At 66.6% G+C, this 15837-nt stretch carries 12 protein-coding genes; 5 read left to right on the top strand and 7 right to left on the bottom strand.

The annotated features are described in order from the left end of the window. Positions 1-24 precede the first annotated feature (24 nt). Together LI953_RS08040 and rocF are read right to left on the bottom strand one after the other, a co-directional pair. Positions 25-1068, bottom strand: coding sequence for an ornithine cyclodeaminase (locus LI953_RS08040; protein ID WP_227075527.1), 1044 nt, complete (start codon positions 1066-1068; stop codon positions 25-27). Further along, positions 1065-1997 (bottom strand): arginase, encoded by a 933-nt coding sequence (rocF, locus tag LI953_RS08035; protein ID WP_227075526.1) that lies wholly within the window; start codon positions 1995-1997, stop codon positions 1065-1067. The genes LI953_RS08040 and rocF overlap by 4 nt, the downstream gene beginning before the upstream one ends. 138 nt (positions 1998-2135) lie before the next feature. On the opposite strand from rocF, the gene LI953_RS08030 reads away from it, so the two are divergent. Further along, positions 2136-2594, top strand: coding sequence for an Lrp/AsnC family transcriptional regulator (locus LI953_RS08030; protein WP_227075525.1), 459 nt, complete (start codon positions 2136-2138; stop codon positions 2592-2594). Positions 2595-2605: 11 nt separating this feature from the next. Here LI953_RS08030 and hutC read toward each other — a convergent pair whose 3' ends face one another. Together hutC and hutF are read right to left on the bottom strand one after the other, a co-directional pair. After that, on the bottom strand, positions 2606-3340 hold the full coding sequence (hutC, locus tag LI953_RS08025) for a histidine utilization repressor (protein WP_227075524.1): 735 nt from the start codon (positions 3338-3340) through the stop codon (positions 2606-2608). Position 3341: 1 nt separating this feature from the next. Then, positions 3342-4619 carry a formimidoylglutamate deiminase gene (hutF, locus tag LI953_RS08020; protein ID WP_227075523.1) on the bottom strand — a complete coding sequence of 426 codons (1278 nt, stop codon included), beginning with the start codon at positions 4617-4619 and terminating at the stop codon, positions 3342-3344. Between the two features lie 68 nt (positions 4620-4687). On the opposite strand from hutF, the gene hutI reads away from it, so the two are divergent. The 4 genes from hutI to hutU are packed head-to-tail and all read left to right on the top strand — an operon-like array spanning position 4688 to position 9802. Further along, on the top strand, positions 4688-5860 hold the full coding sequence (hutI, locus tag LI953_RS08015; RefSeq protein WP_227075522.1) for an imidazolonepropionase: 1173 nt from the start codon (positions 4688-4690) through the stop codon (positions 5858-5860). Continuing rightward, a complete protein-coding gene (gene hutH / locus LI953_RS08010) occupies positions 5857-7365 on the top strand; it encodes a histidine ammonia-lyase (RefSeq protein ID WP_227075521.1) in 1509 nt (502 codons plus the stop codon). Before hutI ends, hutH begins: the two co-directional genes overlap by 4 nt. Further along, entirely contained in the window at positions 7362-8144 is a 783-nt protein-coding gene (gene hutG / locus LI953_RS08005; RefSeq protein ID WP_227075520.1) for an N-formylglutamate deformylase, read from the top strand. The genes hutH and hutG overlap by 4 nt, the downstream gene beginning before the upstream one ends. Continuing rightward, complete coding sequence (gene hutU / locus LI953_RS08000; protein ID WP_227075519.1) at positions 8141-9802, top strand: urocanate hydratase; 1662 nt, start codon at positions 8141-8143, stop codon at positions 9800-9802. The genes hutG and hutU overlap by 4 nt, the downstream gene beginning before the upstream one ends. 62 nt (positions 9803-9864) lie before the next feature. Here the strand turns inward: hutU and LI953_RS07995 are convergent, their stop codons facing one another. The 3 genes from LI953_RS07995 to LI953_RS07985 form a co-directional block, all read right to left on the bottom strand. Continuing rightward, a complete protein-coding gene (locus LI953_RS07995) occupies positions 9865-13368 on the bottom strand; it encodes an indolepyruvate ferredoxin oxidoreductase family protein (protein ID WP_227075518.1) in 3504 nt (1167 codons plus the stop codon). A 219-nt stretch (positions 13369-13587) separates the two neighbouring features. Next, positions 13588-14187, bottom strand: a complete 600-nt coding sequence (locus tag LI953_RS07990; protein WP_227075517.1) for a DNA-3-methyladenine glycosylase I — start codon at positions 14185-14187, stop codon at positions 13588-13590. 102 nt (positions 14188-14289) lie between these two features. After that, positions 14290-15801: a class I adenylate-forming enzyme family protein gene (locus LI953_RS07985; RefSeq protein WP_227075516.1), complete on the bottom strand. Its 1512-nt coding sequence runs from the start codon at positions 15799-15801 to the stop codon at positions 14290-14292. Positions 15802-15837: the final 36 nt, after the last annotated feature.

Below are 15837 nucleotides of genomic sequence, written 5' to 3'. Positions count from 1 at the left end.
CGCTGCTGAAGTATCGCGCCGCGCTCAGGCGGCGCGCAGAATCATGCCGAACAGGTCGCGCGGGTCGTCCGGATCGGCCAGCATGTCGAGCTTCTCGAAATACGGCGTATCGCGCACCTTGTCGCGAACATAGCGCAGGGCGGAGAAATCCTCGATGGCGAAACCGACGGAGTCGAACAGCGTGATCTGCGAGGCCGAGCGGCGGCCCGGCGCGGTGCCGTTGATCACCTGCCACAGCTCCTGCACCGGATGATCCCCGGCGAGTTGCTGGATCTCGCCCTCGATGCGCGTCTGCGGCGTATATTCCACGAAGATGTCAGAGCGCAGCAGAATGTCGCGGTGCAGTTCGGTCTTGCCGGGGCAGTCGCCGCCAATGGCGTTGAGGTGCTGGCCCGCGCCCACCATGTTGTCGTTGAGAATAGTGGCGTATTGCTTGTCGGCGGTGCAGGTGGTGATGATCTGCACCCCTTGCACGGCCTCGGCCGAGGACCCGCAGGCGACCATCTCGAAGCCGAATTTCGCCAAATTGCCCATGCATTTGCGCGTCGCTGCGGGGTCGATATCGTAGAGCCGCAGCTTGTTCACGCCGAGCAGCGCGCGGAACGCCATGGCCTGGAACTCCGACTGCGCGCCATTGCCGATGATCGCCATGGTCTGCGCATCCTGCGGCGCCAAATATTTCGCCGCCATCGCCGAGGTCGCGGCGGTGCGCAGCGCGGTGAGCAGCGTCATCTCCGAGAGCAGCGTGGGATAGCCGGTGCCGACATCGGCGAGCAGCCCCATCGCGGTCACCGTCTGCCGGCCCTCGCGCGTGTTCTTCGGGTGGCCGTTGACGTATTTGAAGGCATATAGCGTCTCATCGCTGGCGGGCATCAGCTCGATCACGCCCTCGGTGGAATGCGCGGCGACGCGGGCGGTCTTGTCGAAATGCTCCCAGCGGCGGAAATCCTCCTCCACATATCCGGCGAGCTCGACCAGGAAGGTCTCGATGCCGATATGCAGGATCAGCTTCATCATGTTGTCGACGCTGACGAAGGGGACGATGTTCAGATCGGCGGGCGGTTTCATTGGAAGCTCCAGGTTGGACGGTCCATGACGCGGCGGCCCATCAGGCTGGCCACCAGATCGACGAGCAGCGTCGCGGTGCGGCCGCGCTCATCGAGAAACGGGTTGAGTTCGGCGAGGTCGAGGCTGCTCACCAGGCCGCTATCATGCAGCATCTCCATCACCAGATGCGCCTCGCGGAAGGTGGCGCCGCCGGGCACCGTGGTGCCCACGGCGGGGGCGATGGCGGGGTCGAGGAAATCGACATCAAGGCTGACATGCAACAAGCCATTGGCCGCGCTCACGCGGTTGAGGAAGCTGGAGAGCAGCGCCTTCACGCCATGCTCGTCGATGGCGCGCATGTCGAACACCGTCAGCCCGGTACCGGCGATCATCCGCCGCTCCGCCTCATCCACGCTGCGCACGCCGAGCATCGCCACCTGCTCCAGCGGCACGGGCGCGTGGGGGATGGGGAAACCAGGGGCGAAGCCGGGCTGGCCGGTGAGGTAAGCCACCGGCACGCCATGCAGATTGCCGCTGGCCGTGGTCTGCAGGCTGTGGAAATCGGTGTGCGCGTCCAGCCACAGCACGAAGAGCGGGCGTCCCTGCGCGGCGGCGCGGCGGGCAAGCCCCGCCACCGTGCCCGCGCTCATGCTATGGTCGCCGCCCATGAAGATGCACATGCCATCCTCGCTGGCGGTGTAGGCGATCTCCGCCGCCGCCTGCACCCAGGCGGCCACCTGGGCCAGATTCTTGATCGCCGCGTTGGCATGAGAGACGGCCAGCGGCGGTGGCGGCGCCAGCGTGCCAAGATCGGTGACACGGTGGCCAAGCCCGGTGAGCGCCTGGGCCAGCCCGGCGGTACGCAAAGCGCTGGGGCCCATCTCACAGCCCAGCCTTCCGGCGCCATCCTGCACCGGCACACCGATCAATTTGCAATGTCGCGTGTTCATACGTTCCCCATTCCGGCGATGATTGCCAGTTGAAAAGCAGAGTACCGCGCCAATCCGCCAGAATAAACGGGGATTATTGTCAGTTTTGTAGGATTGCGTTAGCATTTTGTGCAAGATAATTTCGCATATTGGAAGATCATGGACGAGCTTGACCAGCAATTACTGACAAAACTCCGCCATAATGGGCGCGAGAGCCTGACCACCCTGGCGGCGGATCTCGGCGTCTCCCGCGCTACGGTGAAGGCGCGCATGGAGCGGCTGGAGCAGAACGGCACCATCCTGGGCTACACGGCGGTGTTGAAATCCGACCTCGTGGAACTGCCGGTGCGCGGCGTCATGCTGGTGGAGATCGAGGGGCATGAGACCGACAAGGTCATCCGCCAAATGCTCGGCCTGCCCGAGATCATCGCCGTGCACACCACCAACGGGCGCTGGGACCTGGTGGTGGAACTCGGCGCCGCCACATTGGCGGAGTTTGACGTGGTGCTGCGGCGCATCCGCCTGATCCGCGGCGTCACCAACAGCGAGACCAATCTGCTGCTGAGCACGCCGCGCTCGACCAAGCGGGCATTCAGGCCGCTTACGGGGCCGGATTAAGCAGAAAGCGCCTATCCGGGCCGGGGCGTCCATTCGCCCAGGCGGTAGCGGCTGCCCAGGCTGTAGCGGCTGCCCGGATGCGTGAGCACCGAGCTGGTGGCCGGGCTGGTCTTGGCCCAGGTGCGGCGTTGCAGGCGCAGGCAGGGTTCGTGCGGGCCAATGCCGAGCAGTTCCTGCACCCGCGCATCCGGCGTTACCGCGTGGATGATGTGCTCCACCTCGTCAGGCGGGGCGATGGATTGCAGATAGCGGTTGGGCGTGACCAGTGTGAAATCCTGCGCCAGATAATCGGGCGCGAAGGCCGGGGAGATGATCCTCTCCTCCAACTGTACCGCAGCGCCATCCTCGTAATGCACGATCTCGGAGTGGAACAGCCGGGCTCGCGGTTTCAGCCCGAATTCGGCGGCGAGGGCGGCATCGGCGGCGATCGCCTCCAGCCGTAGCACCTCGGCCCTGTGGGCATGGCCGCGCGCGGCGATGTCCTCGGCGATATCATACACCTCCAGCAGCGTGGAGCGCGGGGCGCGGGGCTGCACATAAGTGCCCGCTCCCTGCACGCGCAGCAAAATCCCGTCAGCCGACATCTCGCGCAGGGCGCGGTGCACGGTCATGCGCGAGGCGCCGAGCGTCTCCATCAGTTCGAATTCCGACGGGATGCGCCCGCCCTCCGGCCAGCGGCCGGCGGCGATGCCGTCCAGCAGATATTGCTTCACCTGCTCGTAGAGTTTCGGGGGCTTGGCGTTCATTTCAGACCAGTCTGTTCACCATGTCGTCAAACCGCGCGCGGGCGGCGGATGCAAGGGGGTGCCAGCCATCCGCCACCACTTGGCGCCCACGTACCCAAACATCACGCACCGCCGGGGCGCGGGCGCAGAACACCGCCTGGGCCAGCGCCGTCTCCGGGTCATCGCCGGCCAGGGTGACGAAGCTGGCCGAGGCGCCAACCGCCAGCCCGCCCGCCAGCCCCAGCGCCTGCGCCCCGCCCGCGGCGGCGGCGTTGTAAAGGCCCGCCGCGGTGGCGGCCATCATGTTGCGCCCGCGCCGGGCCAAACGCTGGGAATATTCGAGCATCTGCAACTCCCGCCCGGCATCGATCAGCACATTGGAATCGGAGCCAATGCCCCAGGCGCCGGAAAATTGCGCGGCGGGGAAGATACCGTCGCCCAGATTCGCCTCGGTGATCGGGCACAGCCCGGCCACCGCGCCGCTGGCGGCCATGCCGGCGGCCTCCTCGGGCGTAACATGGGTGGCGTGCACGAGGCACCAATTCCGCCCCACCGGCGCGTGGTCGAGCAGCCACGCCACCGGGCGCTGGCCGGTCCAGGCCAGGCAGGCTTCCACCTCGGCGGTCTGCTCGGCGATATGAATATGCAACGGCCGCGCGCCCGCCAGCGCCGTCAGCGCCTCCAGTTCGGGCGGCGTGGCGGCGCGCAGCGAATGCGGGGCGACTCCGGTGGGGGCCTGCGCGGCACAGCGCTCGTGCAGCCGGGCATAGCTCTCCAGCGTGTTGATGAAGCGCCGCTGCTCGGGCAAGGGCGCGGCGCCGCCAAACCCGGCATGGGCATAGAACACCGGCAGCAGCAGCAACTCGATCCCCGCCGCTGCTGCCGCCGCCGCCAGCCGCGCCGCCATCTCGCCGATATCGGCATAGGGCGCGCCATCGGGCGCGTGGTGCAGATAATGGAACTCCGCCACGGCGGTGAATCCGCCTTCCAGCATCTCGATGAAGGCCTGGGTCGCGGCGATCTCCATATCCTCGGGCGAAAGATTCAGCGCCAGCCGGTACATCAGTTCCCGCCACGTCCAGAAACTATCCCGCCCTGAGGGACCGCGCCGCTCGGCATGCCCCGCCATGGCGCGCTGGAAGGCATGGCTGTGCAGATTGGGCATCCCCGGCAATGCGATGCCGGCACCGCCCGGCACACCGGCCTCGATGCGGGCAATCACCCCGCCCTCGACACTCAGGCGCACATTCTCATGCCAGCCATCGGGCAACAAAGCGTGACGGAAGATGAAATTTGGCACTGGACAAGCTCCTTCAGACGCAGATATTGTATATACAACTTTTCCACCCCCGCCAAGGCCGATTCACGATGCGCGTTTTCACCAATGCCCGTCTCGCCACCATGGACCCCGCCCTGCCCGGGCTGGGCGTGGTGGAGCATGGCATGGTGGCCGAGCAGGCGGGGCGGATCGTCTATGCCGGGCCGGTGCGCGCGCTGCCGGCCGATGAGGTGGTGGATTGCGCCGGGCGCTGGATCACGCCCGGGCTGATCGATTGCCACACGCATCTGATCTATGCCGGCAACCGCGCGGCGGAGTTCGAGGCGCGGCTGGACGGCGCCAGCTACGAGGAGATCGCCCGCCAGGGCGGCGGCATTCTTGGCACCATGAGCGCCACCCGCGCGGCCAGCCCCGCCGCGCTGGAGGCCGCCGCGCGCCATCGCTTGGCCCCGTTGCTGGCCGAGGGCGTGACCACGGTGGAGGTGAAATCGGGCTACGGGCTCGCCCCCGAGGCGGAGTATAAATGCCTCACGGTTGCCCGCGCGCTGGGCGACGTGGCGGATATCTCCCCCACCTTCCTTGGCGCGCATTCAGTGCCGCCGGACATGCCGCGCGCGGATTATCTCCGCCTGGTTTGCGAGGAAATGATCCCGCATGTCGCGCGCCACGGGCTGGCTGACGCGGTGGATGCGTTCTGCGAGACCATCGCCTTCTCGCCTGAGGAAATCGCGCAGGTATTCGCTGCCGCCGCCGCGCACGGGCTGCGGGTGAAGCTGCATGCCGACCAGCTCTCCAATTTGCACGGCGCCGCCCTGGCCGGGCGCTTCAACGCGCTCTCGGCGGACCATCTGGAATACACCGACGAAGACGGCGTGCGGGCGATGGCGCAATCGGGCACCGTGGCGGTGCTGCTGCCGGGCGCCTTCTTTACCCTGCGCGAGACACGCCTGCCGCCGATCGAGGCGCTGCGCCGCCATGGCGTGCGCATGGCGGTGTCCACCGACCTCAACCCCGGCACCTCGCCGCTCTTCTCGCTGCTGCTGGCGATGAACATGGCCGCCACGCAATTCCGCCTCACCATCACCGAATGCCTGCTCGGCGTCACCCGCCACGCCGCCGCCGCTTTGGGCCGGGCCGATGTGGGCGTGCTGCGCCAGGGGGCGAAATGCCATCTCGCGATCTGGGACATCGAGCATCCGGCGGAGCTGGTGTACCGCATGGGTTTTAATCCGCTTTATCAACGAATCTGGAGTGTGTCATGATTTTTACCCCCGGCGCCGTCACGCTGGCCCAATGGCGCGATCTTTATCAAGGCGCCGCTTTCAGCCTGGACGAAGGCGCGATTCCGGTGATCGCCGCGGGCGCGGCGGCGGTGGACGAAATCCTGGCTCGTGACGAGCCGGTTTACGGCATCAATACCGGGTTTGGAAAACTCGCCTCGGTGCGCATCGCGGCGGCGGATCTCGCCACCTTGCAGCGCAATCTGGTGCTCAGCCACGCCGCCGGGGTGGGCGCGCCGATGCCGGTGCCCGTGGCCCGGCTGATGCTGGCGCTCAAGCTCGGCTCGCTCGGCCAGGGGGCGTCCGGCGTGCGTGTGGAAACGGTGCGGATGCTCGCCGCGCTGCTCGAGAAAGACCTGATCCCGGTGGTGCCGTGCCAAGGTTCGGTGGGCGCCTCGGGCGACCTCGCGCCACTGGCGCATATGACCGCCGCGATGCTCGGCGTTGGCGCGTTTTTCGTGCGCGGCGTGCGCGTCCCCGCCCCGCAGGCGCTGGCCGAGGCCGGGCTCACGCCGCTGACGCTCGGACCCAAGGAAGGGCTGGCGCTGCTCAACGGCACACAATTCTCCACCGCCAACGCGCTCGCCGGGCTGTTCGAGGCCGAGCGCCTGTTCCGCGCCGCGCTAATCACCGGCGCGCTCTCCACCGACGCCGCCAGGGGCACTGACGCGCCGTTCGACCCGCGCATTCACGCCGTGCGCCGCCACAAGGGCCAGGCGGAGGTGGCCGCCGCGCTGCGCGAATTGATGGCGGGCAGCGAGATCCGCGCCTCGCACCGAGTGGACGACCCGCGCGTGCAGGACCCGTATTGCCTACGCTGCCAGCCGCAAGTGATGGGCGCGGTGCTGGATATTCTGCGCCAGGCCGCCGCGACGCTGGAGACCGAGGCCAATGGCGTGACCGATAATCCGCTGATCTTCACCGGCCCGGCGGTGGCGCTCTCGGGCGGCAATTTCCACGCCGAGCCGGTGGCCTTCGCGGCGGATATCATCGCCATGGCGATCTGCGAGATCGGCTCGCTGGCCGAGCGGCGGCTGGCCATGCTGGTGGACCCGGCGCTGTCGGGCCTGCCCGCCTTCCTCACCCCCAAGCCGGGGTTGAACTCGGGCTTCATGATCCCGCAAGTCACCGCCGCCGCCCTGGTCTCGGAGAACAAGACCCGCGCCTTCCCTGCCTCGGTGGATTCGATTCCGACCAGCGCCAATCAGGAGGATCACGTCTCCATGGCCGCGCATGGCGCGCGCCGTCTGCGCGAGATGGCGGATAATCTGCGCGGGGTGCTGGCCATCGAGTGGCTGGCCGCTGCCCAGGGCTGCGATTTCTGGCCGATGAAATCCTCCGCCCCGCTGGAGGCGGCGCGCGCGAAACTCCGCGCCCAGGTACCGCATCTGGACGATGACCGACATTTCGCCCCGGATATCGAGGCCGCAATCGCCCTGCTCGCCGCCGGGGCGCTCGATGATCCGCGCCTGCCGGGGGTGGCATGAGCCTGTTCACGCTGCGCCGGGGCAAGGCGCCGCTCATCCTCTCGATGCCGCATGCGGGCACCGAAATCCCGGAGGAATTTGCCGGCGCGTTTGCTTCCGACTGGCTGGCGCGCAAGGATGCCGACTGGCATATCCCAGCACTCTACGCCTTCGCCGAGGCGTTGGACGCCACCATCATCCGCGCCACTGTCTCGCGCACGGTGATCGACCTGAACCGCGATCCCTCGGGCGTCTCGCTCTATCCGGGCCAGGCCACCACCGGGCTCTGCCCAACCGAGACCTTCGATGGCGAACCGCTCTGCGCGGCGCCGGACGAGGCCGAAACCACACGGCGGCTGGGACGCTATTTCTGGCCCTATCACCACGCGCTCTCGGCGGAGATCGCCCGGCTGCGCGGGCTGCATGACGAAATCACGCTGTATGACTGCCACTCCATCCGCAGCCGCATCCCCCGGCTGTTCGAGGGCGAGCTGCCGCAATTCAACATCGGCACCAATGATGGCCGCTCCTGCGCCCCGGCGCGGGCAGCGCATGTGGTGGAGGCCTGCGCCGAAAGCCACTTTTCCTGGGTGCTGAACGGCCGCTTCAAGGGTGGCTGGATCACCCGCCATTACGCCGACCCGGCGCGGGGCGTGCATGCCATCCAGATGGAACTCGCCATGCGCGGCTACATGGATGAGCCCGCCGCCCCGGCCCCCGAAAACTGGCCCACACCCATCCTCTCGCCGGCGCCGATCCAGCCGGTTCTTGAAACCATCCTGAAAGGACTTTGCTCATGACCCGCCTGGACAATGCCCGCGTCATCCGCGCCCCGCACGGGCCGGAACTCTCCGCCAAATCCTGGCTCACCGAAGCGCCGCTGCGCATGCTGATGAATAATCTCGACCCGATCGTGGCCGAGCGCCCGGAGGAACTGGTGGTGTATGGCGGCATCGGCCGCGCCGCGCGCGATTGGGAGAGCTATGACCGCATCGTGGCCGCGCTGCGCCGGCTGGAGGCCGACCAGACCCTGCTGGTGCAATCGGGCAAGCCGGTCGGCATCTTCCGCACCCACCCCGACGCGCCGCGCGTGCTGATCGCCAACTCCAACCTCGTGCCGCACTGGGCGAATTGGGATCACTTCAACGAGTTGGACCGCAAGGGGCTGATGATGTACGGCCAGATGACCGCTGGCTCGTGGATCTATATCGGCTCCCAGGGCATTGTGCAGGGCACTTACGAGACCTTCGTGGAAGCCGGGCGGCGCCATTACAATGGCGATCTCGCGGGCAAATGGGTGCTCACCGCCGGGCTGGGCGGCATGGGCGGCGCGCAGCCTCTGGCCGCGACCATGGCCGGCGCCTCCTGCCTGGCCATCGAATGCCAGGCCAGCCGCATCGATATGCGCCTGAAGACCCGCTATGTGGATGTGCGCGCCGACACGCTGGACCAAGCGCTGGCGATCATTGAGCGCGCCTGCGCCGAGAAAAAGGCCGTCTCCGTCGCCCTGCTCGGCAACGCCGCCGAGGTGCTGCCCGAGTTGCTGCGCCGGGGCGTGAAGCCGGACATGCTGACCGACCAGACCTCGGCGCACGACCCGGTAAACGGCTATCTGCCCGCCGGGTGGACCGTGGCGGAATGGGAAGCCAAGCGCGAGACCGACCCGAAAGCGGTGGAGGAAGCCGCCTGCGCCTCGATGGCGGTGCATGTGCGGGCGATGCTGGAATTCATGAAGATGGGCGTGCCCACCTTCGATTACGGCAACAACATCCGCCAGCGCGCGAAAGAGCATGGCGTGGACCATGCCTTCGACTTCCCCGGCTTCGTGCCCGCCTATATCCGCCCGCTCTTCTGCCGGGGCATCGGGCCGTTCCGCTGGGCCGCGCTCTCGGGCGACCCGGAGGATATCTACAAGACCGACGCCAAGGTGAAGGAGCTGCTGCCGCACGACAAGCACCTGCACAACTGGCTGGACATGGCCAGGGAGCGCATCGCCTTCCAGGGCCTGCCCGCGCGCATCTGCTGGGTGGGGCTGGGCGACCGCCACCGGCTGGGGCTGGCTTTCAACGAGATGGTAGCCAAGGGCGAGCTTTCCGCCCCGGTGGTGATCGGGCGCGACCATCTGGATTCCGGCTCCGTCGCCTCGCCCAACCGCGAGACCGAAGCCATGCTGGACGGCTCCGACGCTGTCTCCGATTGGCCGCTGCTGAACGCGCTGCTCAACTGCGCCTCGGGGGCGACCTGGGTGTCGCTGCACCATGGCGGCGGCGTAGGCATGGGCTTCTCGCAGCATGCGGGCATGGTGATCTGCGCTGATGGCACGCCGGAAGCGGCGAAGCGGCTGGAGCGGGTGCTGTGGAACGACCCGGCCACCGGCGTGATGCGCCATGCCGATGCGGGCTACGATATCGCCAAGGATTGCGCCCGCGAATTCGGGCTGGATCTGCCGAGCCTGTAAAATAAAACACCCGTGCCGGGTCATCCCCGGCACGGGCATTGCGTCAGTCTTGTCGGGGGGCCTTAGTTGAAGGCCGCCTGCAATTCCGCCTTGCGGATGGCGGCTTCGGCGATCGCCTTCTCCTTCACATGGCCATAGCCCCGGATCTCATCCGGGATATTGGCCAGCGCCACCGCCGTGTCGTAATTCGCGGCGGTGAGGCGGGCGGAGATATTGCCCAGGGTTTGCAGGTAGTCGGCCATCAGTTGGCGCTCCGTGCGGCGTTCCTCGGTCTTGCCAAACACATCTAGCGCGGTGCCGCGCAGGCCCTTGAACCTCGCCAGCACGTTGAACGCCTTGCCCATCCAGGGGCCGTATTCCTGCTTGCGCAGATGGCCGGTGGCGGGGTCGCGCTTGGCCATCATCGGCGGGGCGAGGTTGTACTTCACGCTGTAGCCGTTGGGGAACATCGCCTTCAGTTCGGCCTGGAACTCCGGCAGGCTGTGCAGGCGCGCCACCTCGTACTCGTCCTTATAGGCCATCAGTTTGTACAAGTTGCGCGCCGCCGCTTCGGCAAGCGCGGTGCTGCCCGGCTTGGCCTTGGCCTCGGCCGCCACCACGGCGCGCAGGGCGTCGGCATAGCGCTGGGCATAAGCCTCATTCTGATAGGCGATCAGCTCCGGCACGCGGGCCTCGGCCAGACGCCGCACTTCGCCCTCGGCGCCGATGCTCCCGACGATCCGCTGCGCCGCGGCCGAAAGTTCCGGCACGGTCACGGCCGGGGCGTATTTGGCGATCTCGGCCAGCACGAAGTCGCGGTCCGCCAGCGACATGCGGCCCCAGCGGAAGGCGGCGATGCCTTGCTCGACGCCCACGCCCGCCATGCGGATGGCCTGCTCCAGCGATTCCGCCTTCAGCGGGATGCCGCCCGCCTGATAGGCGACGCCGACCATGAACAAATTGGTGGCCATGGAGTCCGCGAACAGCCCATCAGCCAGCGCCTGGCCGTCGAGGAACACGTTGTCCTCGCGGCGGGTGACGTTGTTGATCGCCGCCACCAGCGGCTCCACCACCGGGAACGGCTTGTGGCGGTTGGTGACATTGTGGCCGGTCGGCGTCTTGGTGGTGGAGACCACCGCGATGGTGCGCCCGGACAGGCATTTATCGAGGTTCTTGGGATCGGTGGCGTTGAGGATGTCAAAGCCGAGATACAGATCGGTGCGCCCGTCGGTGATCTTGTTGGAGCCATCGAACGGCTTGTGGCTCACCTTCACGTCGGAGATCACCGCGCCGCCCTTCTGCGCCAGGCCCGTCTGGTCCAGGCTGATGACATGCAGCCCCTCCAGCCGCGCCGCGTTGGCGATGGTCGCCGCCACGGTGACGGAGCCGGTGCCGCCAATGCCCATCAGATGCACATTGAAGCCGACCGAGGTATCCACCTTGAACGCGGGCTGCGACAGCTCGCGGGTGAGTGCCGGAATGCGGCCCTTCTTTTTCTTCTTCGGCTTATCGCCCTCCACCGGCTCGGGGTTCGGGGTGACGGTGAGGAAGGACGGGCAGAAGCCCTTCACGCAGGAATAATCCTTGTTGCACGAGGATTGGTGGATGCGCGTCTTGCGGCCGAACTCGGTGTCCACCGGCTCCACGCTCATGCAGTTGGAGACCTCGCCGCAATCGCCGCAGCCTTCGCAGACGCGTTCATTGATGATCATCTGCTGCGCGGGTTCCTCGGCCTTGCCGCGCGAGCGGGCGCGGCGCAGTTCGGCGGCGCATTCCTGGTCGTGGATCAGCACCGTGGTGCCCTCGACGGCAGCCAGGGCGCGCTGCGCCTCGTCCAGCCGGTCGCGGTGCCAGATTTCGGTGCCGCCGGCCAGGGTCAGGCCCTTGTAGCGGTTGGGGTCATCGGCGGTGACGATCACCTTCTTGACGCCATTGGCGAGCAGCTCGGCCACCACCTCGGCCACCTTATGCGCGCCCATGATCTCCTGCCCGCCGGTCATCGAGGTATGGGCGTTGTAGAGCAGCTTGAAGGTGATGTTGGCGTTGGTCGAGGCGCAATAGCGGATGGCGAGGCTGCCCGAATGGGCATAGGTGCCGTCGCCCATGTTCTGGAAGATGTGCTTGAGATCGGTGAAAGGCTGCATGCCGATCCATTGCGCGCCCTCGGCGCCCATATGCGTGCCCATCACCGTGTTGCGGCCCATCCACATCGCCATGGTGTGGCAGCCAATGCCGGCCGACACCACCGCGCCCTCGGGCGCCACGGTGGAGGAGTTGTGCGGGCAACCCGAGCAATACCAGGCGGTGCGCGTCATCGTCGCCACCTTGTCGCGGACCTTGATCTCGTCCAGCCGGTTCAGCCACGCCTCGGCGGACTCGATGCGCCCCTTGCGCGACAAACGCTGGACCAGGGCGCGGGCGATCACGTCGGACTCGAACTCACCGTAATGCGGCAGCAGCTCGCGCTCCTGCTCGTCGAACTTGCCGACCACGCGCGGCGCGTTGGCGGTGCCGTAGAGCACGTTCTTGGCGAACATTTCGAGGAACGGACGTTTCTCCTCGATGACGAAGATCTCCTCCAGCCCCTGCGCGAAATCGCGCACCACCGATGGCTCCATCGGGAACAGCATGCCCATCTTGAGGATGCGCACGCCCAGGCGCTTCAGATCGTCATCATTCAGACCCAGCTCGAAGAAGGCCTGCTTGACATCGTGATAGGTCTTGCCGGCGGTGATGATGCCGAGCCAGGCGTTTTCGTTACGCAGCACCACGCGGTTGAGGTTGTTGGCGGCAGCGTAGCGTTTGATGATCTCGTGGCGGCGGGTGTAGAGCGACTGCTCCATCTCCAGCGCCTCGGAGCGCACATTCATGCCCAGGTTCATGTTGGGCAGGAAGGGCACGCCGTCGAAGGTGAGGTCGGGCGTCACGAAGTTCAGGCGGTCGAGCGAAACCTCGGCCTCGCCCGCGCCATCGGCGATGTTGGTGACGATCTTCATGCCCATCCACAAGCCCGCGAGGCGGGACATGTTGTAGCCATGCAGGCCGAAATCGAGAATTTCCTGCTGGTCGGCCGGATATAGCGAGGGGATGCCGACATGATAGAGCATCGGCTCGGACTGGCTGCACAGCGAGGAGGATTTGCAGCTCGGGTCGTCACCCGCGATGGCGAGCACGCCGCCATTCTTGTCGATGCCGGTATAATTGGCGTGCTTCAGCGCATCGCCCGACCGGTCCACGCCCGGCGCCTTGCCATACCACATGCCGGTCACGCCATCGAGCTTTTGCTGGCCCACGGCGTGCAGCATCTGCGTACCCCACACAGCGGTGGCGGCGAGGTCCTCGTTCAGGCCATCAACGAAATGGATATTGTTCTTGATCAGCAATTTTTGCTGGCGCAGCAAGGCGGCGTCGAGCATGCCGACCGGCGAGCCGCGATAGCCCGAAACGAACATGCCGGTCTTGAGGCCACGGCGGGCATCCATGCGGATCTGGTCAAGCGTCAGACGAACCAGGGCGTCGATGCCGCCAATGCTGATAACGCCTTCTTCCTGCGTGAAAATATTCGTGATGTCCTGCTTGGACGACATGCGTAATCCCCTGTTTGTGAGCGCCCGCGCGGCGCAAGCAGACAAACCTCTCGCCGAAACAATGTTCGTAAGAGCCTCGCCCGTCTTTTACGTTGACCGATCTGGCTCACGCTTCAGCCCAGAATTGTTGTACCGCCGGAAAAAGGGCGAATCCAGGGCTACACCCCCTCGAAACCAAAAAATTTTCGATATTTTTTAAAATACCGGTTTCGATGAGAGTCAGGGCCGGGGGAAGGCTTTACGGGCGCGCTCGGCTTCGGGGCGGATGGCGCAGCCCTCGGCATGGTCATTGACCAGCCCCATGGCTTGCATGAAGGCGTAAATGGTCGTGGGGCCGACAAAGGCCCAGCCGCGCGCCTTCAGAGCCTTGGAGAGGGCGATGGACTCTGGCGAGGTGGCGATATGGCGCAGCCCGGCCGGCGCGGGCGGCGCGAAGCGCCAGATGAAGGCGGCCAGCGACCCAGCCTCGGCCACCAGCTCCCGCGCTCGTTTGGCGTTGTTGATGGCGGCTTCGATCTTGCCCCGGTGGCGCACGATGCCGGGGTCGGCCAGCAGCCGGGCGACATCAGCGGGCCCGAAACGCGCCACCGCCTCGATCTCGAAGCCCTTAAACACGCTACGGAAATTCTCCCGCTTGGCGAGAATGGTGCGCCAGCTCAGGCCGGACTGGAAGCCCTCCAGGCACAGCTTCTCGAACAGGCGGGTATCATCCGCCACGGGGAAGCCCCATTCGGTATCGTGGTATCGCAGATAATCCGGCGTCGCCATGCACCATGCGCAGCGTGGGCGGCCATCCGGGCCGGGTGTGGTCTCGCTCATGCCTGCCTCCACAGATCGAACGCGGTCCGCCCCCAATGCGCCATCATCGCCGGATCGGCGCCGCGCATGGCCCGCGCCGCCAGAGGCAAGACGCCGCCCACCTCATAGCGGGGCGGGCAGACTCACGGGCATCGCGCGCAGCGCCGGACGGTCGAGCTTGCCGCCGGGGCTAACCGGCATGCGGTCAAGATAGATGAGGTATTTAGGCTGTTTCTCCGCTGGCAATTGCTTGCGGCAATGGGTGGCGATGGCGTGCCTGTTGGCGCCCGGGCGCGCGACGATGAAGCCGCAAAGCTCGGCGCTCCCGCCCGGCACCGGCCGACTCACTACGGCCGCGTCGAGCACATCGGGGTGGCGGGTGATGACGCTTTCCACCTCGCCCGGATAAATCGTCCGGTTGCCCAGCCTGATGGCATCGGCCAGCCGCCCGAGCAGCACCAGGTAGCCCTGCTCATCCACCCGCGCGACATCGCCGGGATAATACCAGCCGTCGAGGAACCGCTCGGTGCCGCGGCTGTTATCCTCGGCATGGAAGAACCCCTGCGCCATGGTCGGGCCGCGCATGCGCATCTGCCCGCCGGTGCTGGCGGGCACGGGCTGCCCATCGGGGCCCAGGAACTCCACCTCGACGCCGGGATGCATGATGATCCGCCCGACACTCTCGGCATGTTCAGCCTGCTCGGAGGCGCCGATCATCGACACCAGCCCATAGCCCGACGAGCCGTAAACATCGTAAACCCGCGGGGTGAGCTGCTCGAGCAGCGCCAGCTTATGGTGCGCGGCCAATGGCTGCCCGGCCATGACGAGCGCCGCCATCTCGGGAAACAGCTTTTCGCCGGGGGTGGCGAAAGCGAGCATCTCCAGCGCCAAGCCGGGCGGCATCGGGCAGATCACCTCCCCCCAGCTTGCGCATTCACGGGCCAGATCGATCAGCCGGCGATACAGTGGCAGCAGGATGCAGACCCCGCCCATCATCAATTGCACCGGGAAGAAATGGGTGATCAGCCCATTATTCGGCGCCGCCGCCAATATCACAGGCAAGGGCGCCTCGGGCCGCCAATAGGGTTCGGTTTCGGCATAGACCTGCATCCGCCGCAGCCGCTGCGCATGGCTCACGACAACGCCTTTCTGAATCCCGGTGCTGCCCGAACTCAGCGAAATCATGAAGATCTCATCCCCGCTCGCGGCACAGCGCCGGTCACCCTGCAGGGTGGCCAGTTCCGCGCGCCAGCCCAGGCCGATTTGCAGCGCCAGCGGCGCGTTGGAGGACGGGCCGCCAATATCAGTGAAAGTCGCGGCCATCTGGTAACGGGTAACCAGGGCGGCGAAGCCGGCGCGGTCGAGGTCGATGGAAAGCTCGATGGGTGTCGCCCCGATGCGCAGCAGCGCCAGCAGCAGAATGCTATGCTCCAGGCTGTTGACCATGCTGAGCCCCACGCGGTCGCCCTGTTTAAGCCCGCGCTCGCCCAGATAAACCGTGGCCTGGGCGACCAGCCGGGCATATTGGGCATAAGAGAGCGTCTCGCGCCCCATGATCAGGGCTGGCGCCTCTGGCTGGCGCTCGGCGTGATAAAAGACGATGTCGCTGACATTCTCGAAGCTGGGTAAATTCATCGGCCCTCGTCTGTCGCCGCACCCGGCGCTCCGCCC

This window comes from Acidocella sp. KAb 2-4 (assembly GCF_020567705.1).
Taxonomy (GTDB): domain Bacteria; phylum Pseudomonadota; class Alphaproteobacteria; order Acetobacterales; family Acetobacteraceae; genus Acidocella.
This window is presented reverse-complemented; position numbering and strand designations above follow the sequence as displayed.

Coding starts and splice junctions, on each gene's coding strand:
- LI953_RS08040 (WP_227075527.1), bottom strand. CDS start 1,068: ATGAAACCGCCCGCCGATCTGAACATCGTCCCCTTCGTCAGCGTCGAC.
- rocF (WP_227075526.1), bottom strand. CDS start 1,997: ATGAACACGCGACATTGCAAATTGATCGGTGTGCCGGTGCAGGATGGC.
- LI953_RS08030 (WP_227075525.1), top strand. CDS start 2,136: ATGGACGAGCTTGACCAGCAATTACTGACAAAACTCCGCCATAATGGG.
- hutC (WP_227075524.1), bottom strand. CDS start 3,340: ATGAACGCCAAGCCCCCGAAACTCTACGAGCAGGTGAAGCAATATCTG.
- hutI (WP_227075522.1), top strand. CDS start 4,688: ATGCGCGTTTTCACCAATGCCCGTCTCGCCACCATGGACCCCGCCCTG.
- hutH (WP_227075521.1), top strand. CDS start 5,857: ATGATTTTTACCCCCGGCGCCGTCACGCTGGCCCAATGGCGCGATCTT.
- hutG (WP_227075520.1), top strand. CDS start 7,362: ATGAGCCTGTTCACGCTGCGCCGGGGCAAGGCGCCGCTCATCCTCTCG.
- hutU (WP_227075519.1), top strand. CDS start 8,141: ATGACCCGCCTGGACAATGCCCGCGTCATCCGCGCCCCGCACGGGCCG.
- LI953_RS07995 (WP_227075518.1), bottom strand. CDS start 13,368: ATGTCGTCCAAGCAGGACATCACGAATATTTTCACGCAGGAAGAAGGC.
- LI953_RS07990 (WP_227075517.1), bottom strand. CDS start 14,187: ATGAGCGAGACCACACCCGGCCCGGATGGCCGCCCACGCTGCGCATGG.
- LI953_RS07985 (WP_227075516.1), bottom strand. CDS start 15,801: ATGAATTTACCCAGCTTCGAGAATGTCAGCGACATCGTCTTTTATCAC.